The following is a 23,143-nucleotide window of genomic DNA, read 5'->3' as shown; positions in this document are numbered from 1 at the left end:
TTCTCCTAGCAACTTCCCCTCCAGGGGTAGGCGTAGCCGTAGAAGTAGAGGAAGTGCGTCCAGCCGAACGTCTTCCTGTACACAAGGGTCGTCCGGCTGTAGAAGTTGAGGCATTGCCCGCGTCTACGTGCGGAGATGGCTATCGCCTGGATGGCTATCGACGCTCCGGCGATGATTGCGCACACCGCGATGACGGCCGGGTGCGGGAAGATCATCGCAACAATACCTGCGATGCCGGCGGGGACGAACCCGTAATCGGCGACCCTGCCCGTCCACAGCCTGTTCAGCTTGTACGTGGTGCTGTAGGTGCGGCGCAGATTGTTCTTGTTCGTCCACTTCTTGAGGACGACCTTGCCCCAGGACCGGTAGACCGTCCGCTGACTGTAGCGGTAGACCTTCCGGCCGTCGAGGTCGACGTTCGTGAGGGGGTTGCCGGCGGCGTACTCGTATGCGTTGCGGCTTCCACCGCGTACGGGGTCAACGGACAGGAAGCGGCCGCTGGCCGGGCTGTAGAGCCGCACACCCATCAGCACCATGCCGCTGGGGGTCTGCGCCGATCGCTGAGATGCACCGAGCCACTGATATCGGGAGCCGGTGTTGCTCCCTCGCGTGTTTCCGTATTCGTCGGAGGACAGGACGATCGGGGCTGCGCCGCTCGCTGTCGGAAGAGCGAGGTTGATGTCGCCGTGCAGGTTGGCGAACTGGAGTATCACCGCGCCCGAGGCGCCAGTGGTTGCGGACATGCCGCCGCTCAGACCCGGCACCATGCGGGTCAGCTCGGCAGCGGTAGCGCCGCTGATCCACCGAGGGCTGTCGGAGTCGTTGCCGTAGTGGTTGGTTCTGGTGGAGGTCTGCGTCCAGGTGCCTGACGAGTTGGACTCGGTGGTCCACCCGCGGAAACGCTTGGCCGGGTCGAGTGTCCAGGTCTGTCGGCTGGTGCCGACGGTCTGCTGACGGACGAGGTCGTTGGCGTAGTAGGTCACGCCGACTCCGCCGGGTGCGGAGGTGGTGCGGCCGAAGGAGTCGTAGACGTATCCGCTGTCGACGATACGGTCGGCGGAGTCGTAGGCGGACGTTTTGGTCGTTCCCCCGCTGGTGGGGCAATCGGTACCGGGCGTCCCCACGGCCGTGCTCAGCGTGGTGCGGTTGGTGCGCTTGTCGAACCCGTAGCTGCGGCGCGTGCAGGTGCTCTCCGCAGTGTCGGCGACAGTGGTGAGGCGACCGATCGCGTCGTAGCCGTAGTCCTGGGTCTCGCCCTGTCCGGCTCCGCCCGAGTGATCGAGCCACTGGCCGTGGATGGTTTCCGTCGCCGAGTCGGAGATGAGCAGCGTGCTGTCGGAGTTCCGCGTGTAGGAACGGCTAGCAGGGCCGGTCTGGCCGGAGTCCTGCAGCATGGTGTAGCCGCCGGGCAGCGTCTCCTTGACTACGTCTCCGTCCACGTCGTACTCGGCGGCGAAGGTACCGGCGACCGAGTCGGTCATGGAGACGGCCAGACCACGAGGCTCCTTGGTGTGGTCGTAGGTGTACGTAGTGGTCGAAGGGACGGAGTCGGACACCTTCACCGGCCGGTCGAGCTTGTCGTACGTCGTCGTGGTGGTGCCGCCGTCGGCATCCGTGTACGACACGAGGCGGCCGAGGTCGTCGTACTCCTTCGTGATCGTGCCGCCGCCCGCGGTGACGGTCTTGCTTTCAGCGCCCGTAGTTGCCACGTACTCGACCGTGGTGGCTTCGACCGGTTCGCCGACGCCTCCGCTGAACTCCACCTTGGTGGGCCTGCCAGCGCCGTCGTGACTGGTGGTCGTGACCCGGGTGGTCCCGTTGGCCGTTTCGGTCGTCTTGGTCAGCTGGTTGAAGAAGCCGTATTCGAAGGTCTTGGTGACCAGTCCCGACGGATTGCTGCCGCCGCCCGTGATGGCTCCTGCAGGTCGGGTGCGGCACAGTTGGTCCTTCCACTCGGGCCTGCCCTGGCAGGGGCCTGTGCCTTCGCCGGTGTAGTACTCGTCGATTGTTGCGGCCGCGTCCGCACCGGTGGATCCGGGACTCAACGTCTTGACGGCGCGTCCGGCGCCGTCGTACTCCGTTCGGTGAACGATGTCGAGCCCGCCGGGATCCTCCACCGTGGAAGTCGGAACACCTTGCACCCAGTCGAACCGTGTCTCGGCCAGTCGCTTGTCGGCCTGGCGCTCCGGATAGTCGCGGAGCTGCGCACCGACACTGACACTGGTGTTCTGGTGCTTGACGGTGGCGGTGCCGTCGGTCGGACGCCCTTCGTCGTATGTGTTCACGGTCCAAGGACGGGCCGAGACGGTGGTGCCGGACGGAACGAGCAGAGTGCTGCCGTCCTTGAGCTCGCCGGCAAGGGCCACCTGCTTCAAGGGACCGAAGGTTTCCAGTTCGCGCGTGCCGTCCGCGGAGAACACGCTGCGGTCCGAGAGCAGTTCCGCGCGCTCTTCCGTGGTCAGGGCGGTGATACCGAGCTGCTCGAGCTTCTGCTTGTCGGTCGCCGTCTTACCCAGAGCCCTTGCATGGTTTCCGGCGGAGAGCTGACGAACGATGTTGCCGTAGGAATCGTACTGGGTCGTCTCCACCCCGCCCGCCTGGTCGATGGAGTTGACCTCGCTGGCAGAGGCGTTCATATAGAGGACTTGAGCTCGTCCATAACCGTCGGCGGTCAGGTCGGCCCCTCTGTGGGACGTCGGGACCGAGTCGGCCGAGAAGATGGCGGTGGCATCGGTGGGAGCGTCCGCCTGCCCCCATGCCTTCACCGCCGCGCTGTCCATGGCGTAGGGGGCGGACGAACCGCTCAGCGGCACGTCGTACACCAGCGAGGTCGTCGCATCACCGTCAACGGTGGACTTGCTCCCGGTCTGGAGAGCAGGTCGAGAGACCTTCAGCAGCATCCCCTCTCCGCTCGCCGGGCCGCCCGCGTTGCCGTAGGTGAATGTCCAGGCCAGTTGCCCTGGGGGAACGAGACGGTTCACCCGACCGGCGCTGTCGTAGCCGTACTCGGTCTTGAGCGAAGGGCTGATCTGCGGATTCCAGGTCTGACGCAGTCGACCGGTGTTGTCGTAGGAGTAGGTCTGTACGGCCTTGGACGTGGCGGTTGACGCCCCGGATTCCGTCGACCACAGGCGTATTTCCTTCACCTGGTCCTTGAAGTCGCCGAACGTGGTGGCTGTGGCAGTGCTTGAGTTCGCGTAGACGAATTCCAGCGCGCGGCATCCCTTGGTGGCAGGAGTTGCGGCACAGACGGTATTGGAAACGGCGTTGCGGGCCGCGATCACTCGCTTGGGGCGAGCCAGCGTCTTGCCGTCAACCACGACAGCTTCCGACACGATATCGGTCGACGTGTTACTGATGCCGGTCAGACCTGACGAGGTGACCTGCCACGTTTCCGCAGCGCTGTCGACCTTGGCGAAGCGAGTCTCGGTGCCGTCGGTGTCACTCAGGGTGAAGGTGCTGACGAAGCTTCCCTCCAGGGTCAACGACTCCATGCCGGGCTCAGGGACCCAGCTGTTTGCGCTGCCCGCCTTCGCGGTGAAGAAGACGGTGCTGCCGTCGTCAAGCACTACGTCGAGGGAGGTATTCGAAGTGCGGCGGATATGGGTGTAGCCGAGCTGCGTTATCTCGGCTGCGGTGCCGGACACCCACTCCTTGCCGAAGATCGCCGCCTGGCCTTCCTGCTGTCCGCCTGCTGACGGGCGGCGGGAGGAGGCGGTCCGGTTCGCTGACAGATCGAAGTACGTCTCCTCCGTGCCGGCGAGGCGGTAGTCGCCGGTGAGAAGGTTCGCGTGCCCCGGACCGATCTGCTCGCTCGCGGCACCGTCGGCATTGCGGTCGATGACCACGGGCAGGGGTTCAGTGCTGCCGGCAGCACCGTTCGGGCCGGTGAAGTCGGCCTTGATCTGGATGGCTCCGTCGGGGTCGACGGTCTGCGTGGCGTTCCACACCAAACCATTGTTTCTGCCGTTGGCCAGGGCGGTGGGCCAAGAGGGCAGGACTGCGCCGTCGAGTGTCACATCGGCGGCAGGGATCCTGGTCCACGCGTCTGTCTCGGAACGGCGCCAGGAGAAGGCGACCGCATTGTATTTCGCGGCGTCGGCCTCTCCGGCAAGCGGGAGACGACGTGCCGTCCGTTCGCCTTCGGCCGGCTGGACGAAGCCACCGGGGCCCGCATGGAAGGTGTACTCGACGGCCTCGGATTTGTTGTCCGCCTTGTCCACCGCCCGTACGAAGAGAGTATGGCTGCCATCCTTCGGCGGGGCGATGCCGAGATCCTTGCCGGCCGTCGAACCGGACGTGACCACCTTCGTCCAGGTCGACTCGTCCAGGCTCCACTCCAGCCACTGGTGATCGGTGGCGGGCGGCGTGACCGTGAACGTTCCAACCTGCCCGACGCCCTTGACCCACTTGTCCGACGGGTAGTCCGTGGAGACCACCTTGGTGGGGGCTGAAGGCGCCTTCGTGTCGACGGTGAAGGTCTTCCAGGCCGACCAGCCGACGTTGTAGTGGGCCCCGTCATACGGAGACGTGCGGAACTTGTACGTCTTGCCGTTGGCCAGAACACCGTCAGGGACGGTCACCGAGGCGACCTGTCCCGAGGGCACGTATTTCGAGACGATGACGTCGCCGACCTGGGTGTTGGTGGCGTTGTCGAAGATCTGGAAGGTGCCGTTGACCTTGTCACCGTCGGAGTCGACGAACGTGTCACGCAGCGTCGGGGTGACCGTGTTGACGGTGTAGGCCCCGCCGTAGGAGAAGTAGGGCGGGCCGGCTTCCTGCTTGGTGCCGGTGCGCGGCCGGTAGTTGTAGTTGACCACCAGCTTCGGAGGGTTCGAGGCCGCGTTGGCGGAGTTGACCCGCTTCCACTGGGCGATCACGCTCTCGTCGGTGGCCCGCAGCCCCATGTGACCGCGGGTGGCCTTGGCCGACGCCCACTCCTGGACAAGTGTCGTGACGTTGGCGTTGATCCACCCGTCGGGCTGCGTGGTGCACGAGGCATTGCCGCGCGTCTCGGTGGAGGTGGCCTTCTTGGCCGTCATCGTCGGCCGGTTGGTCCACCGGCTGGACGTGGACGCCGCGGGCGAGGACCACACCTCCCACGGATACGCCTTGCAGTCCACGTTGTTGCCCGAGTGGAAGTTCCACAGGGACAGCTTCGCGTCCAGGACCAGAGCGTCCTGGATGGGGGAAGTGTTCCAGGAGATGAAGGACTGCGCCGTGCGCGGCGTGCCGTCGGCGTTCTTCGTTCCCGGATTGCCCAGGTCGAGCTCGACGTCGCTGGACCAGTCGACTGTCTCGCCCTGCTGCACGTAGGTGTCGAAGACGTTGGACAGGGACGAGGTGGAGGGGTCCACCGTCACCGGGTACTTCGTGGCCGGGTCGGCGAGGAACTCCGCGTCCGGGGTGATCACCAGGTCGACGCCGGAGCCCTTGGCCACCACCTTCATCGCGACCGGCACCCGGCGGGTGTGCTCGCCGGAGCGCTCGTCGACGGTGGAGTCCCACATCACCGGCGCAGGCATGAGTGCCTGCTTCTTGTTCTTCTTGTCGGTGAACAGGACGCTGCCATCGGCCTGTTGCGTGGCTTTCAGGCCCTTGGCCTTCAGAGGCAGTGTGTACGCGTACCCGTCGGTGGCAGGCTTCTGCTTGATCTCGACGAACTGCTCGAACCCGGTACGGGTGGCTTCGACCACCACGTCAGCGCCGGGCACGGCGTTGACGTACTCAGCACGTGTTCCCTCCAGCTTCGGCGCGGGCAGGCCGCCCTTCCACTGCAGGGTGATCTGCTGCTCGCCCTCACCGAGCGTCACAAGTTCGGTAGCGGTGGACGCCTGCGCCGCCTTGAGTGACCGGGCAGGAGTGCCGGTCCTGCCCGCAAGCCTCAGTCCGCGGGGGTGGGCCGCGGGCTCGACCGAGCCGTCAGAGCCCTGTACGAGTTCGAGATCGACGTCCCGCCAACCGCCAGTGGTTTCGTCCTCGAACCGGATCGGGCCGGCGGCGAGCTCGGTGGTGAGCGAGCCGTCCTTGTTGGCCCAGGTCGTGGACGTCTCGGTCCGCTCCGAGAGTGCTTCCACCCGCTTACCGGACAGTCGCGCGGCGACCCGAGCAGAGGGGATGTCCGTTGCTTGAGTGGCCGCCGACTTCTTCGGCGCCGCAGGTGCCTTGGACGCTGCGGCGTCCGCCGGACTCGCACCGTCGATCAGCGTGACCGACAGGGCCAGCGTGAGCGTGCCCGCTATGAAGCGCATGCTCCTGCTGGACCATGGCCGACCGCGCCCTGATCGGGCGGGTATATGTACCGTCATCAACCCTCGATTTATCGCCGTGCGCACATCACTTATGTGGTGCACATGTGAAGGTACCGAGAAGGGAAAGACGGGAAAGCGTGACAAGAGAGCCCAAGATCGACAGTGCAGCAGAAGGGCACCCTGTGAACTGGGTCACGATCACGTCGTCAAATCTGCTCGTATACCCAGGTTTTGGTGAGTGACACCTTCAACTTTGCTTCCGGTGAGAGGTGTTAACAGTTGACGGTGCGCCTTCTGGCGAGCCCGCGCGTCCGGAGGAGCCGGCGTGGGCACAGGGGGTAGGTCGACGGAGCGAGAGGTGTGGCTGCGTGCAGGCAGCATCGGGCACGACCGCGGCCGTGGTAACCCGGTTGACGGGAGTGCTGATCCTCCAGGGGGCGACCGGCGGCGCGGACGGGCCTGCCAGCACCAACGCAAAGCAGGCCGATCAAAGCCAAGACGTGCCCCCAACAGGTGCTGACCAGCCAGAACGGGAGCGCCGCGTCACCGAGCCGTCAGGACGCGAAGCCGTTCAGCATGCTCGGCCTGACATGGACGGACCCGGGCGCTCGCATCACGGGCAAGGTCGAAGTCCGTACCCGCGACATGCGGACCGGGTAGTGGTCACCGTGGCTACGGCTGGACTGCGACAGCGGCCAGGGGCAAGCACCCCACCTCGCACATTTGCACACCGGATCTCCCCATCTCGCTCGCGGCCCGGCCATCCGAATCCTTCCTGGCGGGTCCCGGGTGGATCGGCAGCCCGATGACGCGGCATGTGATGACCCACTCCAGGAGGGTGCGGGCGGGGTAATTACGGTCTGTATGTACGGGTTTGCGAGGCTTCCCGGATCAAGAAAAGATCTCGGGCACGGGTTTGGATCTGGTTCTCTATGTGCACAATGACTCGTCCGCTGATCACACTTTCGCGGTTCTGATCCTTAAGGCCACGAAACGTTCATCTACGATTGCGAACTTTTTCTTGTCAGCACATCCGGTACGCCTGGTGATCCCCTCGCTGGACGCGACACCTGCTGCCCCTCACGCCCTCACCGCTCGACGAGCGCGGACCCGCCTCCGCCTCATGGCCGCCGGGGGTAGAAGATGACCTCGTCCCCGCTGACGGACCGGGAGATATCCCTCGTACGCACCAGCCTCTCCGTGGTGGCACCGCAGGCCACCGAGATGACCGTGTACTTCTACGCCATCCTGTTCGCCCGGTACCCCGATGTACGCGGACTGTTCCCGGAGAACATGGACGTGCAGCGCGACCGTCTGCTGCGGGGCCTGCTGCGCATCATCGATCTCGTGGACGACGTCGACAACCTTGTGCGGTTCTGCTCACGTCTCGGACGGGACCATCGGAAGTTCGGAGCCCTGGAGGCCCACTATCCGGCGGTCGGGGAATGCCTGGTGGCGTCTCTGACCCGCTTCGCGGGCTCGGCGTGGAACCACGAGGTAGCCGCCGCCTGGACCCGCGCCTACACCGTCGCGGCACAGGTCATGATCGACGCCGCCGCGGACGACACGCGGCTGCGGCCGGCCACCTGGGAGGCGCAGATCGTCCGGCACGAACACCGCGGTAACGGCATCGCCGAGATCACCGTGCTGCCCGACCAGCCCTACCCCTTCGTCGCCGGACAGTACGTCAGCCTCGAGACCCCCTGGTACCCCCGCACCTGGCGCCACTACTCCCCCGCTCACCTGCCGCGCGCGGACCACACGCTCACGTTTCACGTGCGCGCCGTCCACCGGGGCCAGGTGAGCAACGCGCTCGTACATCACGCAGTCCCCGGCCACAGGGTTCGGCTCGGGCCGCCGCAAGGTGACATGACCCTCGCCGCCGCAGGCGACCGCGACCTGCTGTTCGTGGCGGGCGGCACGGGCCTGGCACCCATCCGCGCCCTGATCGAGGAAGCCGCCGCCTCCGGGATGCGCCGCTACGTGGACCTGTTCGTCGGGGCACGGACCGCCGAGGAGCTGTACGGCCTCGACGACATGCTGCGCCTGGCCCAGCGTCATCACTGGCTGTCCGTCAGAGCCGCCGTCTCCCACCAGAGCATTCCGGGTCAGCAGGGGACGCTCCCGCAGGTTTTGCGGGAGTTCGGCCCCTGGGACCGGCACGAAGCCTTCCTGTGCGGTCCGCCCGACATGGTCGTCAGCGCGGTGCACACCCTCAGGCAGCAGGGCACACCGCTGGCCCACATCCATCACGACCCGCTCGACACCCCCGTGCTCACCGCTCCCCTCATACCGCCCCGACCCGGTCAGGAGATCGACCAGCTGTGACCAGTCACGACGCAACCCCCTCGCGGGGAGAGCGCATGCTGCAGAACCACCTCGGCACCGGCGAACGCGCCGACGCGTTCTACGACCGGCAGGTACGCCCGCACCTCACCGCGGACATGGGTGACTTCATCGGCCGCCAGTCCATGGTCTTCCTCTCCACCGCCGACTCCCGCGGGCACTGCGACGCGACGTTCCGCGCGGGGCCTCCGGGATTCGTGACGGTGCTGGACGACCGGACCCTGGCCTACCCCGAGTACCGTGGCAACGGCGTGATGGCGAGTGCCGGCAACATCACCGAGAACCCGCACATCGGTCTGCTCTTCATGGACTTCACCCGCGACCACATCGGGCTGCACGTCAACGGCTCGGCCCGGCTCGTCGGTGACCACGAACTCCGGGCCGCCCACCCCGGGATACCCGTCGACACCGCTCCGGGAAGGCACCCCGTGCTGTGGACGCTGATCAGCGTCCACGAGGCCTACGTGCACTGCTCGAAGCACATCCCGCACCTCGAACCGGCACCCCGCCCCCTGGGCCTCGCGCGTACCCGCCCCAAGGACGCCGAGTACTTCACCGGTTCCCCCACACAGGCCGTGGGTGCCGGTCACGGTCACGTCTGGCAGGAGCACGACCGGGGAGCCCCGTCCGAGCACCGTGCGATCGGTTCCCACGACCGCTGAGCAAGGCGGCCGCGGACGGTTTTCCGCCGGGTCGAAACCGTCCGCGGGCACCTCGTCGGCAGGCAGCGAATTCGCATGCATAGGCGGCGACGAGCAGGGCAGACGGAGGAAGCACGGCAGAGAGCCCTGCAGCCGCCGATCGCACGACGGCCCCGGATATTCCCGGTGAGCGTGGTGCGAGGAGCGGGAAGTGCGTGCTGCTCGTCCCTCACGACGGGCATGCACCGAAGACCCCGAGATCGGACCTCAGCATGATTCTCCTTGGTGCCATTCTGCTCATCATCGGCCTGCTGGTCGGCGTCTCCCTGCTGACCACCATCGGCGGCATCCTCGTCGTGGTCGGCGCGGTCCTGTGGATCCTGGGCGCGAGCGGACGCAAGGTCGGTGGGCGCAAGCATTACTTCTAGACGCGGTGAGCGCGATCGCCGCCGAGGGTGGTGATCCGCGGATCACCGTGACCACGCAGACGTCCGGTGTGGTGGAGATGAGCGGTCATCTCCACCACACCGGACGTCTGCGTGGTGCCGGGGCCCTGAGACCTCCCGTGGCTGCTCCTGTCAGCCGTCGGGCTCGGTCGGCGCCGGACGGCCCTGGGCGGGGCCCGGCGGCAGACGGACCCGGCCCGGCGGCAGCGGCACCCCTCGCGAACTCCTGACCCGGGTGGCGCCGCGGCGCCACCGGTCACCAGCACTCCCCCAGGTACGCGTCGCGCGAGACAGCGGAGTGCCTCGGGCGTGCTGCTCGCGTCGTGCCCAGCGGCCTGCCGCGGGGCGCAGCCTGCGGGGGAGGCGATCGGCACGGCGGCGTCCCCGCTGAGCACGCCCGGCGGGCGCACCCCGTCCCGTTCAGCGCACCGGCGACCGCGGCGAACCGGCTGCCCCCCTCGCCAGGTCTGCTGTCGCCCACCCGGCCGGGGCTTCTCGTCCGAGCTCCGCGCCATCGTTCTCGCCAGGCCCTTCGGGCCTGCGCAGGGGGCGGGGTCCACCCCGCCCCCGACCTTGGTCGTAGAGCCCCCTCGACTGCGGTCCAGGAAGGTTCGAGCCGTAGGTCCGATGTGATCGCCACGCCCGCTGAAACAGAATCGTTCGCGTGCCGGACGGACGGGACGCGGAGCGGCGTACGGCGTCGGCGAGAGGCGGCCGCCTCGCTCCACATGCCTTCGGGACGGCGCTGGCGGCGCCCACGGCGATCTACGGGGTGCTGGACCTGCGACCCCCAACGGCTTCGGCCCGGAACGGACAGGGAGTGTCGAGCCCCCGGGCCCGTGCGAGCACCACGTACCTGCTCCTGAAGCGTGCCGTCCGACAGCCGGAATCCGACTGACAGCCACCTGACACCTGACACCTGAGGAGACCATCACATGCACAGGAAGAAGGGCCTGTCCCTCGGCCTCGCCACCTCCGCCGTGGCGGCGACCGCCATCGCCGGAGTGTCGCTGGCGACGACCTCGGACACCGCCGAGGCAACGACCGACACCCTGCGGTGGGGGTCGTGCAAGGCGACGCAGAAGAAGCCCGGGGAGACCGGAGAGTCGAAGGCGCCGGAGAAGTCCGGCACGGCCCCCGCTCCCCAGCTGGAATGCGCGACGCTCGAAGTCCCCCTGGACTACGGGAATCCGGGTGGCCGCACGATCGGCATCGCCGTCTCCCGGATCAAGAGCGAAAACCCCTCGAAGCGCCGCGGCGCTCTGCTCGTGAACCCTGGCGGCCCAGGAGTCGGCGGACTCGGCTACCCCTACGCGCTCGCCGTCTCGGGGCTGCCCCAGGACGTGCAGGACGCGTACGACCTGATCGGCTTCGACCCGCGCGGCGTCGGCCGCAGCACGCCGGTGACCTGCGACCTCACGACCGAGCAGTTGGAGCACCGGCCGGTGTACGCGCGGACCGCGGCCGACGTCACGAAGGAGGCGGAGCACGCGCGGGACGTCGCCCGGCAGTGCGCCGACTCGAAGACATCGTGGATGCTGCCGCACGTCAGCACCGCCAACACCGCCCGCGACATGGACCGGATCAGGGTGGCCCTCGGCGAGTCGAAGATCTCGTACCTCGGCACCTCCTACGGCACCTCCCTCGGTGCGGTCTACACGACACTCTTCCCGAAGAGGAGTGACCGGTTCGTGCTGGACAGCAGCCTCGGTCCGAAGGGGTACGACGTCACAGCCATGCGGCTGTTCGGCCGGGGCATGGAGGACCGCTTCCCGGACTTCGCGAAGTACGCCGCCGCACACCCGGAGTACGGTCTGGGCGGCACGGCCCAGGACGTGAAGCGGAAGTTCTACGAGTTGGCGGACCGGCTGGACGAGCAGCCGGCTCAGGGATACGACGGGACGCGCTTCCGCTCGGACACGTTCACCCTGCTGTACGTCGACTCGAACATGCCCCTGATCGCGAAGATCTGGCAGGCCCTTGACACGGGCGAAGCGGTGCCGCCGAGCCCGTCGGTGCCGGGCTCGGAGAACTCCACGGCATCCCGTTACTACGTGAGCTGCAACGACAGCCGCTGGCCGAGCTCGGTCGTTGCCTACCAGTACTACACCGCAGTGGACCGCGTGAAGTACCCGCTGGTGGGCGGGTCCATGTCCAATATCGGACCGTGCGCCTTCTGGCCGGACAGGCGCACCGAGCCGCAGGTGCAGATCGGTGACCGGGGACCGTCGAACGTCCTCATGGTGCAGAACGAGCGCGACCCGGGCACGCCGATGGCCGGTGCGAAGAAGCTGCGGGAGGCGTTCGGCAAGCGGGCCACGATGGTCACCGTCGACCAGGGTGGCCACGGCATCTACCCGAACGGCTCCGACGCCTGCGCGAACGGCGCGGTGACCAGGTACCTGACCACCGGGAAGCTCCCCGCCAAGGACCTGGCCTGCGCTGCGGAGCAACGGAGCGTCCGGCCGGGCGCGTAACCCGGGACGGCAATCGAAGAGGCCGGAGCCGTGAGCGGGAGGAGGTGCGGAGTCCGTTCGTGCCCGCCACCGCCGTCGTGCGGCAGCGTCCCGCACACCCGTCATCGCGGCCACGGTGCCGCTCGTGCTCGGCGCTCCCGCAGACGACATCCGTGTCCGCCCTTACCCGTCTACGGGCGCGGGCCGTGCCAGTCCAGGATGAGGACGGTGGCGTCGTCCCTGAGCTTTCCCCGGCAGGCGTCCAGCACCGCGCCGGTGAGGGCACGGACCGCTTCCCTGGGATGTGAGGCGCGGGTGTCCCACACGACGGACGCCAGGTCCACGGCTCCGGCGCCGCGTTCCTGCATGCCGTCCGTGAACAGAACCAGACGGTCGCCGGGGAGGAGCTGGAGTTCCTGGGTGCGGTAGGAGGTGGGGGCGGTCACGCCGAAGGGCAGGTCGACCGCGAGTCTGACCTCTTCGACCTCGGTGGCGCCCTCCCGCAGACGCAGGGGCAGGGGGTGCCCCGCGTTGACCAGTTCGCAGGTGCCCGTCGCGAGGCCGACGCAGAACAGCTGACCGGTGGCCAGGGCGCGGCTGTGGGTCAGCAGGGCCTCGTGGGCACGTTGCGCCTGCTGGAGTGCGTCGCAGCCGCTGCGGCGCGCGCCGCGCATCGCGCCGACCAGGAGCGTGGCCAGCAGCGCGGAGTTGGTGTCGTGGCCCATGGCGTCGGTGATGGACAGGTGCAGTATGTCGCGGTCGAGTGTGTAGTCGTAGGTGTCCCCGCCGATGTCGTCGGCCGGCACCAGCCCTGCCGCGAGGGTGAACTGGGGAGCCTCGCAGCAGGAGGACGAGGGAAGCAGCTGGTGCTGGATCTCGGCGGCCAGGCTGGTGCGGGTGGTACGCCGGCCCGCGTGGTACAGGTCGGTGAAGCGGCGGTCCGTGACGATGATGTAGGCCAGCGCGTGCGCGGCGTCCTCGATCTGCGCGAGGACGGCGGCGTCGGCGTTCTGCATGGTCGCCTCCAGCAGGCCGATGCAGTCGCCGCGGTTGGTCACCGGCGAGATCACCCGCCGCCCGCCCTGGCCGTCCGGTTCCACGTGCTGGCGCTGGCTCCGCAGGACCGCGTCGTAGACACTGCCCTCCAGGTCGATCCGCTCGGGAGCCTCCCCCAGGTCGTCGTCGGTCTGTGTGGACAGGCGCAGCAGCCGCTGTCCCACCAGGTCCGCGAACAGGAAGGACACGCGCTCAGCCCCGAAGCGCTTGCGCAGGTCGTTCGCCAGTACCTCGACGGACTCCCCCGGCGGTGCCGCCTCTGCGGCGGCCAGAAGCTGCCCCAGTTCCAGATCCCCGCCACCCATGACGGCCTCCTATCGTTGCCGCTCCTTCTTCCCCGGGTCGGGCTCTCGTCACCTGGTACTTCCGGCCGGGCGCCGGCGGAGTGAGGACGAAACGGCAGAAATCAGGGGCCGGAAGTGGTGCCGGGAAGGCCGTCCACCGCTCCCGGTGGGCCGAGGCGATGCGCCGGATCCGGCGCATCACAGGGCGGAGGGAGGTCCGGATATCGGACGCACGAGGACGTTCCGACGACACAGCGAGGTGCCGCAGCTGTCGTCGCTCGCGCCGGGGAGCGCAGGGCGGCCCCTGGGCCGACGGCCGGGGCCGGTGTCGTCCGTCGTCCCGTGCGCGTCCGCTCCGGGCGGAGCGCCGCGGGACCGCCCCAGCAACGGGAGCCCGGCCCACCCTCCGGCCCGGATCGGGCGTGACGCGGGCTGCCCGCTCCGGGCGTCGCGGTGGCCGGGCCGGGGACCGGGCCGTCAGGGGGTGGCCGAGGACACCACGTAGACGACCGGTGCCGCCGGGTCCGTCATGTTGACGGTGATGTCCTGGGTGGGGCGGGGCTTCTTGTTCGTGTGGACCGTTCCCGCCCAGTCGACGCCAGGGCCGAAGTACCACCCGGTGATCTTGATGTCGCGTTCGCCGATCGTGATCCTGCCGGTCTCCAGGGCGGCGCGGCCCGTCCCGACCCCGCTCAGGAACCGGTCGAGCCCTGCGGAGGTCGTACGGAACTTCACGTACATCCTGCTGGCTTTCCAGTTGTTCGTCTCGTAGTACTGGACGCCGGTCGCATTGCCCGGGATCGGCAGTTCGAAGATTCGGCGTTGCATCCCGGACGGCCAGTCCTCGCGCAGCCCCTGCGCGGCGGCCTCCGCTTCCTTGTCCTTCCCGGAGCGCCGGCTCTGCCCGGCGGAGATCACGAGGTAGCCGGCCGGGATCCCGATGAGCAGCACGATGATGGTCAGCGTGATCAGCCGCCTGCGCACGACCCTGCGCCGGTCCTGCGCGGGCGTCTCGCCGCCCTCGTCGTCACCGTCGCCGGAGGGACCGGAGGACGGGGACTGGCGCGGCAGGACGTGCTGTTCGGCTGCGGTCATGGTCGGTGATCCCTCGGGGCTGCGGGTGCGGAGTTCGGGTGGCCGGAAGGGGCGGGCGGGGCCGCCCCGGATCAGTCCGCGGTCCGGGTGCTGCGCGTGTTGCGGATGGTGCTCGCGGCCTGGTCGTAGAACTGTGCGTAGCGCTCGTACCGTTCGACGCGCCGCCGGTTGGTCCGCCGGAATCTGCGGGCGACCAGGCGGGCCAGGTCCGCGGCGCCGACCATACCCGCCTCCGGGCCGAGCTGGGCCTTGGCGATACGCGCCTCCGGGCGGTAGCCGCGGCCCGTGAGGTGGCGCTTGAAGGCGTCCCTGGCGGGGCCGATCAGCAGGTCGTCGGCCGCGCTGACCCCGCCGCCGATGACGAAGCAGGAGGGATCCAGCGCGGCGGCCAGATTGGCGATGCCGACGCCGAGCCACTGGCCGATGTCCTGGAGGAGTTCGACGCACATCGCGTCACCCTCGCGCGCGAGTTCGGTGATGAGCGGTCCGGAGATGTCGGCGATGTTGCCCTTGACGCGGTCCAGGAGGAAGTGCGCCACCGGGGAGTCCGCCGCCGCCAGCTCCCTGGCCTCGCGCACCAGGGCGTTGCCCGAGCTGTACTGCTCCCAGCAGCCGCGGTTCCCGCAGGGGCAGCGGTGCCCGCCCGGCACCACCTGCATGTGGCCGAACTCACCCGCCACGCCGTACTTGCCGCGCTTGACGTGCCCGTCCTCCAGGATGGCGCCGCCGATACCGGTGCCCAGGGTGATCATGACCAGGTGGTCCTCGCCGCGCCCGGCGCCGAAGCGCCACTCCGCCCAGGCCGCCGTGTTGGCGTCGTTGTCGACCATCACGGGGACGACGAGCCGCGAGGCCAGGGCGTCCCGGAGCGGTTCGTCGCGCCAGGCGAGGTGCGGGGCGAACAGCACCTTGGAGCGGTCCGCGTCGACCCATCCCGCCGCGCCGATGCCGACGGCGTGCACGTCGTGGCGGTCGGAGAGGTCGAGGACCAGCTCGACGATGGTGTCCTCGACGACCTGGGGGCTCTTGGACTTGTCCGGCGTCTCCGTGCGCAGGGTCTCCAGGATGTTGCCGTCGGCGTCGACGACCCCCGCCATCACCTTCGTGCCGCCGATGTCGATGCCGACCGTGGGGACACGGGGCGCCGTGAGGTGCGAGCGCCGCTCCTTCGTGCCGACGGTCCGCAGGACGGTGGCGCGGGCGGAGCCGCGGTGGGTGAAGTCGCGGTACGTGCTCATCGTCCCTGCGCAGGTCGGGGGGCCGGCGGTCGTCCTTCCGGCGGCGGACGGTGCCCGCCGTGCTCGATTCTGCCATTTCCCCGCCCCCGTGACCGGCGGACGGCACGGGGAGCGGGGACCGTGGGGCAGGCCTACGGGGCGTCCTCGCCGGCCGGACGGGTACCGGGACCACCGGGCGCCGAGAGGCGCTCGAGCTCGTGGCTGAGCTCCTCCAGCTCGCTGCCGCCCGCCATCTGACGGGTCAGTTCGTCCAGCGTGACGCCGTCCTTGGTGTGGCTGCCCGCCATCGTCCCCCGCTTGAGGAGCACGAAGCGGTCACCCACGAGATACGCGTGGTGCGGGTTGTGCGTGATGAGGACCACGCCGAGACCGGCGTCCCGGGCCGCCGCCACGTACTTCAGTACGACACCGGACTGCTTGACGCCGAGCGCCGCGGTCGGCTCGTCCAGGACGAGGACCTTGGCGCCGAAGTACACGGCCCGGGCGATGGCCACGCACTGGCGCTCGCCGCCGGACAGGGTGCCGATCGGCTGGTCGACGTCGCGCAGGTCGATGCCCATGCGCAGCAGCTCCGCCCGGGTCGTCTCGCGCATCAGCCGGACGTCGAGGCGCTTGAAGGGGCCTCGGCCCTTCGTCGGCTCGGAGCCGAGGAAGAAGTTGCGCCAGACCGGCATCAGCGACACGACGGCCAGGTCCTGGTGGACGGTGGCGATGCCGCGGTCGAGTGCGTCGCGCGGGTTGGCGAGCGCCGCTTCCCCGCCCTCGATCAGGAAAGCCCCGGAGTCGTGCCGGTGCAGCCCTGCGATGATCTTGATGAGGGTGGACTTGCCGGCGCCGTTGTCCCCGAGCACGCAGGTGATCTCGCCGGCGTGGACCTCCAGTGACACGTCCTCCAGGGCTCTGACGTTGCCGTAGTACTTGCTGACGTGGTCGAGCTCCACGAGCGCCGGCGGGGAGGCCGTGTCCCGGGGGGCGGGAGCCTGGGGGGCCGTCATGTCGTCGCCTCCGCGCGCTTGCGTACCCATGCGTTGAGCAGGGTGGCCAGGAGGAGCATCGCTCCCAGGAAGAACTTGAACCAGTCGGGGTTCCACTCCGCGTACACGATGCCCTTGCTGGTCATGCCGAAGATGATCGCGCCGACCGCGGAGCCGATCGCGGAGCCGTAGCCGCCGGTGATCAGGCAGCCGCCGATGACGGCCGCGATGATGTACGTCAGCTCGTTGCCGACGCCCTCGCCGGACTGCACCACGTCGTACGAGAAGAGCAGGTGCTGCCCGGACACCCAGGCGGCGAAGGCCACGCCCAGGTAGAGCCCGATCTTCGTACGGATGACCGGGACGCCGACCGCGCGGGCCGCGCCGGCCTCGCCGCCCACGGCGAAGATCCAGTTGCCGAAGCGGGTGCGGAGCAGGATCCAGGTGGCGACGGCGACCAGCACCGCCCACCACAGGATGGTGACCTTCAGTTCCACGTCGCCGAGGGTGAGGTGGGAGGCGAAGACCTTGCGGGCCGACGCGAAGCCCTCCATGTCACCGATGGACTTGGTGGACACGGTGCCGCTGATCAGCTTGGTGAAGCCGAGGTTCAGGCCGGTCAGCATCAGGAACGTGCCGAGCGTGATGATGAAGCTGGGCAGTTTCGTACGGGTCAGCATGAAGCCGTTGAACGCGCCGAAGCCCAGGGTGACCAGCAGTGACACGAAGACGCCGACCCAGACGTTGGCCGTCATCTGGTAGCTGAACATCGAGGAGACCAGGGCCGAGCTGGTCACCATCACACCGGCGGAGAGATCGAACTCCCCGCCGATCATCAGGAGGGCCACCGGCGCGGCCATGATGCCGATCGTGGAGGCCGCGTACAGCACCGTGCCGAGGCTGGACGCCTGCAGGAAACTGTCGGCGACGACCGCGAAGAAGAGGAAGACCGCCACGGCCCCGACGACCGAACCGAGCTCGGGGCGGCCCAGCAGCCTGCGCAGCGGGGAGGTGCGCAGCAGCCGCTCGTCGCGTGCCGCCGGTGCAGCCGGTTGCCCGGTCGCCGTCATCGGGTGCCCCGGTTCGTGTACTCGGCCAGCGCGTCGGCGTCCTCGGCGGTGATGACCTGGGGGCCGGTCAGGACGGGCCTGCCGCCGCCGAGCACGTTGCGGTTGTAGCGGTAGAGCCAGAGCAGGTCGACGGCCTCGTACCCCTGGAGGTAGGGCTGCTGGTCGACGGCGAAACCGAGCGTCTTGTCCTTGAGTGCGGTGGCGACACTCGCGTTGAGGTCGAAGGTGTCGACCTCGGCCTCGCTGCCGGCCGTCTTCTTGGCCTTGACGGCGGCGGCGGCGAACGGGGCGCCGAGGGTGACCACGGCGTCGATGCTCTTGTCGGAGTCGAGCTTGGCCTCGATGGACGCCTGGACGTCGGGCATGTTGGTGCCGTCGACGTAGAGGTTCTGCATCGTGCCGCCGAAGGTCTTCTTCGCCCCGGCGCAGCGCTGCTCGTGGCCGACGTTGCCCTGCTCGTGCAGGACGCAGAGGGCCTTCTTCCGTCCCCGGGCGGTCAGCTCGTCACCGACGGCCTCGCCCGCGATGGACTCGTCCTGCCCGATGTGGGTGAGGGCGCCGAACTTCTCGGACTCCGCGGAGCCGGAGTTCACCGTGATCACGGGAATGCCGGCCTTGACCGCCTTGGCCACGACGGTCTTCATCGAGTCGGGCTTGGCGAGCGAGACGATCAGGCCGTCGACCTTCTTGTCGATCGCCGTCTGGACGAGCTCGGCCTGCTGCTGGCCCTCGTCGTTGTGCGAGTAGAGGAAGTTGATGTTGTCCTTGACGGCCGCCTGCTTGGCGCCCTTCTGGACGATGTCCCAGAAGGTGTCGCCGTCGCCCGAGTGGGTGACCATGGCGAACGTCCAGCGGGGGGTGTTCACCGCGGACCGGCCCTCCGCGGCCTGCGCGGCCGCGCGCTCCTCCGCCCGCTTGCCGCCGGTGCTGCTGCATCCCATGAGGGAGGCACCCAGCACCGCTGCCAGCACGGCGCCCATCGCGCGTACCCCTGTCCGAACCCTTGCCACGACGCCGTGCCCTTCCAGTGCTGCTCGCTGTGCTGCCTATGGTGCCGGGAGCGCTCACTCGCGGCCCGGCCGCCCAAGTATCCCCGAGCGGGATCGGGACCCGTCCGGCAGGGGCGCGGGCCGTGCCCTCCCGCCGTTGTAAGCGACCCCGCATGACCACGTCAACGCCCTGGCGCGTACTCGTGTCCGCGTCCGCGCACCCGGGGCCGGCCGGACCGTCCCCTCGCGGCCGGACGTGCCCTCCGGGTCCGCACCGCACCCCCTGATTTGTCAGGACAAATAGTTGACAGCGCACGGGGTGGACGGCACGTTGGGTCCATGCGCATCGGACTCATCGGCACGGGCCGGATCGGTTCCTTCCACGCGGGCGTCCTGGCAGGCCACCCCCACGTCACCTCGCTGGTGGTGACCGATCCCGACGCGGACCGCGCCGCACAGGTCGCCGGGCGCACCGGTGCCGCGGTCGTCGGGGACGCGGCGGACGTCCTCGCCGCGCGCGTGGACGCCGTGGTCATCGCCTCCGCCACCGCGGCGCACGCCGAGCTCATCGGCCGGGCGGCCCGGGCAGGGCTCCCGGCCTTCTGCGAGAAGCCGATCGCGCTGGACCTGCCGGGGACGCTGGGCGCGCTGCGCGAGGTCGAGCGGGCCGGCAGTGCGCTCCAGCTCGGTTTCATGCGCCGCTTCGACGCAGGCTACGCGGCGGCGCGCGCGGCCGTCCGCGGCGGCACCCTCGGCCGGCTGCACACCGTACGCGCGGTGACCTCCGACCCCGCTCCCCCGCCCGCCGCATATCTGCCGCTCTCCGGCGGCCTGTTCAGGGACTGCCTGGTGCACGACTTCGACATGGTGCGATGGGTGACGGGACGCGAGGTGACGGAGGTGTACGCCACGGGCTCGGACGGCGGGCACCCGATGTTCCGCGCCGCGGCCGACGTGCACACGGCGGCGGCCCTGCTGACCCTGGACGACGGCACGCTCGCCACGGCGACGGCCACCCGGTGCAACGGGGCCGGCTACGACGTACGCATGGAACTGGCCGGCGAGCAGGACCAGATCGCGGTCGGGCTGGACGACCGCACCCCCCTCACCTCGGCGGAGGGCCAGGGCCCGCCGGCGCCGGCCCGGCCGTGGCAGGGGTTCCTGGAGCGCTTCGCTCCGGCGTACGAGGCCGAGCTGGACGCGTTCCTGCGCGTGGTACGCGGGGAGGCCGCGAACCCCTGCGACGGCCGGGAGGCGCTGCACGCGCTGCGCGTCGCGGAAGCCTGCGAACGGTCGCGCGCCGAGCGCCGCCCCGTACGCCTGACGGAGATCCCCGGCGCCTGAGCCCCCGGCCCCCCGCGCGCCCGGCGCCCGGCTGCTCCGTCCGCTACCAGGCCACCGGCAGCGTCACCGGCCCCCGGATCAGCATGCCCGTACGCCAGGCCAGGGCAGCCGGGTCGGTGTCGAGCCGCAGTTCCGGGCAGCGTTCCAGGAGCGAGCGGACGGCGATCCGGGCCTCGATGCGGGCCAGCGGCGCACCCAGGCAGTAGTGGATGCCGTGGCCGAAGGCGACGTGCCCGCGGGCGTCCCGGGTGATGTCGAAGCGGTCGGCGTCCGGGTAGCGCGCGGGGTCACGGTCGCAGTCGGCCATCGCGACGAGGACGAGCTCGCCGCCACCGGGGATCACCGTGCCCCCGACGTCGATCGGCTCGGTGGTGAAGCGGTACGTCGGGGTCTCGACGGGGCCCTCGTAACGGAGCGTCTCCTCGACCGCGTTGCCGATGAGCCCGAAGTCGGCTCGCAGAGACGCCAGTTGGTCGGGGTGGATGAGCAGGCTCAGGACACAGTTGGAGACGAGGTTGACCGTGGTCTCGTGTCCGGCGACCAGCAGCAGCCAGGCCATGCCCATGAGTTCGTCGGGAGAGAGCCGGTCGCCGTCACCGTCCGCCGTGTGGATCAGTGCGCTCATCAGGTCGTCACCGGGTGCCGCGCGCTTCTCGGCGAGCAGTCCGCCCAGGTAACCGGTCATGGCGGCGGTGGCCGTGGCGCGCGCCTCCGCGTCCAGGGAGGACACCGCCGTGTTGGACCACGCGCGGAAGGCCTGCCGGTCGAGTGTCGGCACCCCGAGCAGTTCGCAGATGACGGCCATCGGCAGGGGGAACGACAGCGCCTCGACCAGGTCGGCGCTCCGGCCGGGTCCTGCCAGCATGCAATCGAGCAGGGCGTCCGTCATCCCCTGGACGCGCGGGGCGAGTTGTTCCATCCGGCGCGGGGTGAACTCCCGGGCGACGAGCCGGCGCAGCCGGGTGTGGGCCGGGGCGTCGGAGCTGAGCATGGAGGTCCCCGCGGACACCTTCCCGACGCCGAGCGCGGGTGAGGCCCTGTGCCATTCCTTGGAGAGCCGCTGGTCCGCGAGGAGGGCCCGCCCCGCCTCGTACCCGACGACGAGCCAGGCCGTCGAGCCCTCCGGGATGCGGACCCGGTGCACGGGCCCGCGGGCGCGTAACCGGGCGTAGACGGGATAGGGATCGCGGATGAAGTCGTCACCGAGTGCACCGAGGTCGAGCAGGACTTCCGTGGTCACGGCTGTTCCCTTCAGGTCGGTTGAGCGGAGAGTACGGTCCCCTGGGCCACCGCGCACAGGGTCTCGGTCCCGTCGTCGCCGACGATCCGGAGGTCGCAGCGCACGACGGCCTGCCTGCGTCCGGTGTGGACGACGGTGGCGCGGGCGGCGAGGGTGCGGCCGGTCGCGGGACGCAGGTACTGGATCGAGAAGCCGCCCGTGAGCACGGCGGCCCCGAGGGTGGTGCCGGCGGCGAAGGTGAGGGCGTTGTCGGCGGCGTAGGACAGCACCCCGCCGTGCAGGAAGCCGTTCTGCTGCAGGAGTTCCTCGCGGACGTCGATCTCGAGGGTGGCCGCGCCGTCCCCGAACGTGGTGAGCCGTGCGCCGAGGAGTCTGCTAAGGGCTGGTCCTTGAGGACTTTCTGTGCCGCGCGCAGGGAGAGTTCGGTCATGGTGGGCCCACTGTCCCACCCTGCGCGCCGGCAGAGGGCGGACTTCCCCCGGCCGGCATGCCGGACAGCGCCGGCAGGGCTCTCACCGTCATCGGCCGGTGCACCGGCCGAGGGGCGCGCGGAGGGCGGTCGCGCCTTCCGGCCGCGTACGCCGACGAGTGCGCGGCTCACGGCCGCCGGGAACGGGAGGGCGGACGTGGCGGCCGGGCCGGCCCGCCCGGCGGGCACCGCGGTGTACGGGAGAACGACGGTGGTCTCCGCGGCACACGGGGGGAGCGCCTCGGTCCGGCCCGCACCGCGCGTCGGCGTGGGCAGCCCCCGGACCGGCGTGGCGGGCGCCCTCAGGGACTGCGGTCCGCGCTACGGCGCCCCCACGCCGTACCCGCCAGGACGAGTACGGCGCCCAGCACTCCCAGGAGGCCGAGCCGCTCGCCGCCGAGGGAGATGCCCACGGCGGCGGCCCAGAGGGGTTCCGTACCGAGGAGCAGGCTGACCCGGGACGGCGAGGTGCGGCGCACCGACCACATCTGGACGAAGAACCCGAACAGCGTGCAGAAGACGGAGAGGAAGGCCAGCCCGGCCCATTCGGCGGGGCCGAAGTCCGCCGCGGCCTCCCAGGGCGCCCGCCCGGTGCCGGGGACGGCGGCCAGGACGGCGAAGACGGCGACCGCGCTGCCCAGCTGGACGGTGGTGAGCGACAGGGAGTCGGCGTCCTTGACGGCCTTGATGCGGGCCATCGCCAGGACGTGGACCGTGCGCGCGAGCGCGGCGAGCAGCATCAGCAGGTCACCCACCGAAGGGCCGGTGAAGCCGCCGCCCTGGGTCAGCAGGACCACGCCGGTGACCGAGAGTCCGGCGGCGGCGAGGAAGGCACCGGACGGTCGGGACCGCGTCACGAGGGCCTCGGCGAGCGGCGTGAAGATCATCGTGAGGCTGATGACGAGTCCGGCGTTGGTGGCGGACGTGTGGACGACGCCGTACGTCTCCAGCAGGAAGATGACGCTGAGCACGAGGCCCAGCAGGGCCGCTCCCCTCCACTGCGCCGCGTTCAGGGCGCGCAGCCCGCGCCACCCGGCGACGACCAGGGCGGGCAGGACGATCGCGAAGCGGAGCACGAGCACGGCGACCACGGTGTGCGTGGTGGTGATGCCCTTGGCGGCCAGGTAGCTGGCGCCCCAGACGGCGGCGACGAGCAGCACGGGCAGGTCGGTGGCCCACGCGCGGCGGGGCGGAGCGAGCGCGGGCAGGACGGCAGCGGACACCTGGGCTCCTGGTTCTCCACA

General features: G+C 69.7%; 14 protein-coding genes and 1 pseudogene. 5 read left to right on the top strand and 10 right to left on the bottom strand.

Annotation, left to right across the window (positions count from 1 at the left end; all coding sequences use genetic code 11):
- Positions 1–5 precede the first annotated feature (5 nt).
- Entirely contained in the window at positions 6–6,251 is a 6,246-nt protein-coding gene (locus tag BA175_RS02680; protein WP_079159350.1) for a DNRLRE domain-containing protein, read from the bottom strand.
- Positions 6,252–7,394: 1,143 nt separating this feature from the next.
- Here BA175_RS02680 and BA175_RS02675 point away from each other — a divergent pair.
- The 4 genes from BA175_RS02675 (at position 7,395) to BA175_RS02660 (ending at position 12,161) form a co-directional block, all read left to right on the top strand.
- Positions 7,395–8,579 (top strand): globin domain-containing protein, encoded by a 1,185-nt coding sequence (locus BA175_RS02675; RefSeq protein WP_069169562.1) that lies wholly within the window; start codon positions 7,395–7,397, stop codon positions 8,577–8,579.
- Positions 8,580–8,614: 35 nt separating this feature from the next.
- On the top strand, positions 8,615–9,259 hold the full coding sequence (locus BA175_RS02670; protein ID WP_069169561.1) for a pyridoxamine 5'-phosphate oxidase family protein: 645 nt from the start codon (positions 8,615–8,617) through the stop codon (positions 9,257–9,259).
- Positions 9,260–9,510: 251 nt separating this feature from the next.
- Positions 9,511–9,666, top strand: coding sequence for a hypothetical protein (locus tag BA175_RS02665; RefSeq protein ID WP_107407525.1), 156 nt, complete (start codon positions 9,511–9,513; stop codon positions 9,664–9,666).
- 953 nt (positions 9,667–10,619) lie between these two features.
- A complete protein-coding gene (locus BA175_RS02660; RefSeq protein ID WP_069169559.1) occupies positions 10,620–12,161 on the top strand; it encodes an alpha/beta hydrolase in 1,542 nt (513 codons plus the stop codon).
- 170 nt (positions 12,162–12,331) lie between these two features.
- On the opposite strand, the gene BA175_RS02655 is transcribed toward BA175_RS02660, so the two are convergent.
- The 6 genes from BA175_RS02655 to BA175_RS02630 form a co-directional block, all read right to left on the bottom strand.
- Positions 12,332–13,501, bottom strand: coding sequence for a PP2C family protein-serine/threonine phosphatase (locus BA175_RS02655; protein ID WP_069169558.1), 1,170 nt, complete (start codon positions 13,499–13,501; stop codon positions 12,332–12,334).
- Between the two features lie 456 nt (positions 13,502–13,957).
- Positions 13,958–14,575, bottom strand: coding sequence for a hypothetical protein (locus BA175_RS02650; RefSeq protein ID WP_069169557.1), 618 nt, complete (start codon positions 14,573–14,575; stop codon positions 13,958–13,960).
- A 71-nt stretch (positions 14,576–14,646) separates the two neighbouring features.
- Entirely contained in the window at positions 14,647–15,813 is a 1,167-nt protein-coding gene (locus tag BA175_RS02645; protein ID WP_069169556.1) for an ROK family glucokinase, read from the bottom strand.
- A gap of 131 nt (positions 15,814–15,944) precedes the next feature.
- Positions 15,945–16,808 (bottom strand): ATP-binding cassette domain-containing protein, encoded by an 864-nt coding sequence (locus tag BA175_RS02640; protein ID WP_069169555.1) that lies wholly within the window; start codon positions 16,806–16,808, stop codon positions 15,945–15,947.
- A complete protein-coding gene (locus tag BA175_RS02635; protein ID WP_069169554.1) occupies positions 16,805–17,857 on the bottom strand; it encodes an ABC transporter permease in 1,053 nt (350 codons plus the stop codon). The genes BA175_RS02640 and BA175_RS02635 overlap by 4 nt, the downstream gene beginning before the upstream one ends.
- Entirely contained in the window at positions 17,854–18,837 is a 984-nt protein-coding gene (locus BA175_RS02630) for a sugar ABC transporter substrate-binding protein (protein WP_069169553.1), read from the bottom strand. Before BA175_RS02630 ends, BA175_RS02635 begins: the two co-directional genes overlap by 4 nt.
- A gap of 348 nt (positions 18,838–19,185) precedes the next feature.
- Here BA175_RS02630 and BA175_RS02625 point away from each other — a divergent pair, with 348 nt between their 5' ends.
- A complete protein-coding gene (locus BA175_RS02625; protein WP_069169552.1) occupies positions 19,186–20,190 on the top strand; it encodes a Gfo/Idh/MocA family protein in 1,005 nt (334 codons plus the stop codon).
- A gap of 43 nt (positions 20,191–20,233) precedes the next feature.
- On the opposite strand, the gene BA175_RS02620 is transcribed toward BA175_RS02625, so the two are convergent.
- The 3 genes and pseudogenes from BA175_RS02620 to BA175_RS02610 all read right to left on the bottom strand — a co-directional run bounded on the left by BA175_RS02620 (position 20,234) and on the right by BA175_RS02610 (position 23,122).
- On the bottom strand, positions 20,234–21,430 hold the full coding sequence (locus BA175_RS02620; protein WP_069169551.1) for a cytochrome P450 family protein: 1,197 nt from the start codon (positions 21,428–21,430) through the stop codon (positions 20,234–20,236).
- Between the two features lie 11 nt (positions 21,431–21,441).
- A pseudogene (locus tag BA175_RS02615) lies at positions 21,442–21,860 on the bottom strand (PaaI family thioesterase).
- A 341-nt stretch (positions 21,861–22,201) separates the two neighbouring features.
- On the bottom strand, positions 22,202–23,122 hold the full coding sequence (locus tag BA175_RS02610; RefSeq protein WP_069169550.1) for a DMT family transporter: 921 nt from the start codon (positions 23,120–23,122) through the stop codon (positions 22,202–22,204).
- Between the last annotated feature and the right edge of the window lie 21 nt (positions 23,123–23,143).

Origin of the sequence: Streptomyces griseus, assembly GCF_001715295.1 — a bacterium.
GTDB lineage: Bacteria > Actinomycetota > Actinomycetes > Streptomycetales > Streptomycetaceae > Streptomyces > Streptomyces griseus_G.
This window is presented reverse-complemented; position numbering and strand designations above follow the sequence as displayed.

Bases quoted from the DNA above. Each gene is read 5' to 3' on its own strand.
- BA175_RS02680 (WP_079159350.1), bottom strand. From the start codon at position 6,251: ATGCGCTTCATAGCGGGCACGCTCACGCTGGCCCTGTCGGTCACGCTG.
- BA175_RS02675 (WP_069169562.1), top strand. From the start codon at position 7,395: ATGACCTCGTCCCCGCTGACGGACCGGGAGATATCCCTCGTACGCACC.
- BA175_RS02670 (WP_069169561.1), top strand. From the start codon at position 8,615: ATGCTGCAGAACCACCTCGGCACCGGCGAACGCGCCGACGCGTTCTAC.
- BA175_RS02665 (WP_107407525.1), top strand. From the start codon at position 9,511: ATGATTCTCCTTGGTGCCATTCTGCTCATCATCGGCCTGCTGGTCGGC.
- BA175_RS02660 (WP_069169559.1), top strand. From the start codon at position 10,620: ATGCACAGGAAGAAGGGCCTGTCCCTCGGCCTCGCCACCTCCGCCGTG.
- BA175_RS02655 (WP_069169558.1), bottom strand. From the start codon at position 13,501: ATGGGTGGCGGGGATCTGGAACTGGGGCAGCTTCTGGCCGCCGCAGAG.
- BA175_RS02650 (WP_069169557.1), bottom strand. From the start codon at position 14,575: ATGACCGCAGCCGAACAGCACGTCCTGCCGCGCCAGTCCCCGTCCTCC.
- BA175_RS02645 (WP_069169556.1), bottom strand. From the start codon at position 15,813: ATGAGCACGTACCGCGACTTCACCCACCGCGGCTCCGCCCGCGCCACC.
- BA175_RS02640 (WP_069169555.1), bottom strand. From the start codon at position 16,808: ATGACGGCCCCCCAGGCTCCCGCCCCCCGGGACACGGCCTCCCCGCCG.
- BA175_RS02635 (WP_069169554.1), bottom strand. From the start codon at position 17,857: ATGACGGCGACCGGGCAACCGGCTGCACCGGCGGCACGCGACGAGCGG.
- BA175_RS02630 (WP_069169553.1), bottom strand. From the start codon at position 18,837: ATGGGCGCCGTGCTGGCAGCGGTGCTGGGTGCCTCCCTCATGGGATGC.
- BA175_RS02625 (WP_069169552.1), top strand. From the start codon at position 19,186: ATGCGCATCGGACTCATCGGCACGGGCCGGATCGGTTCCTTCCACGCG.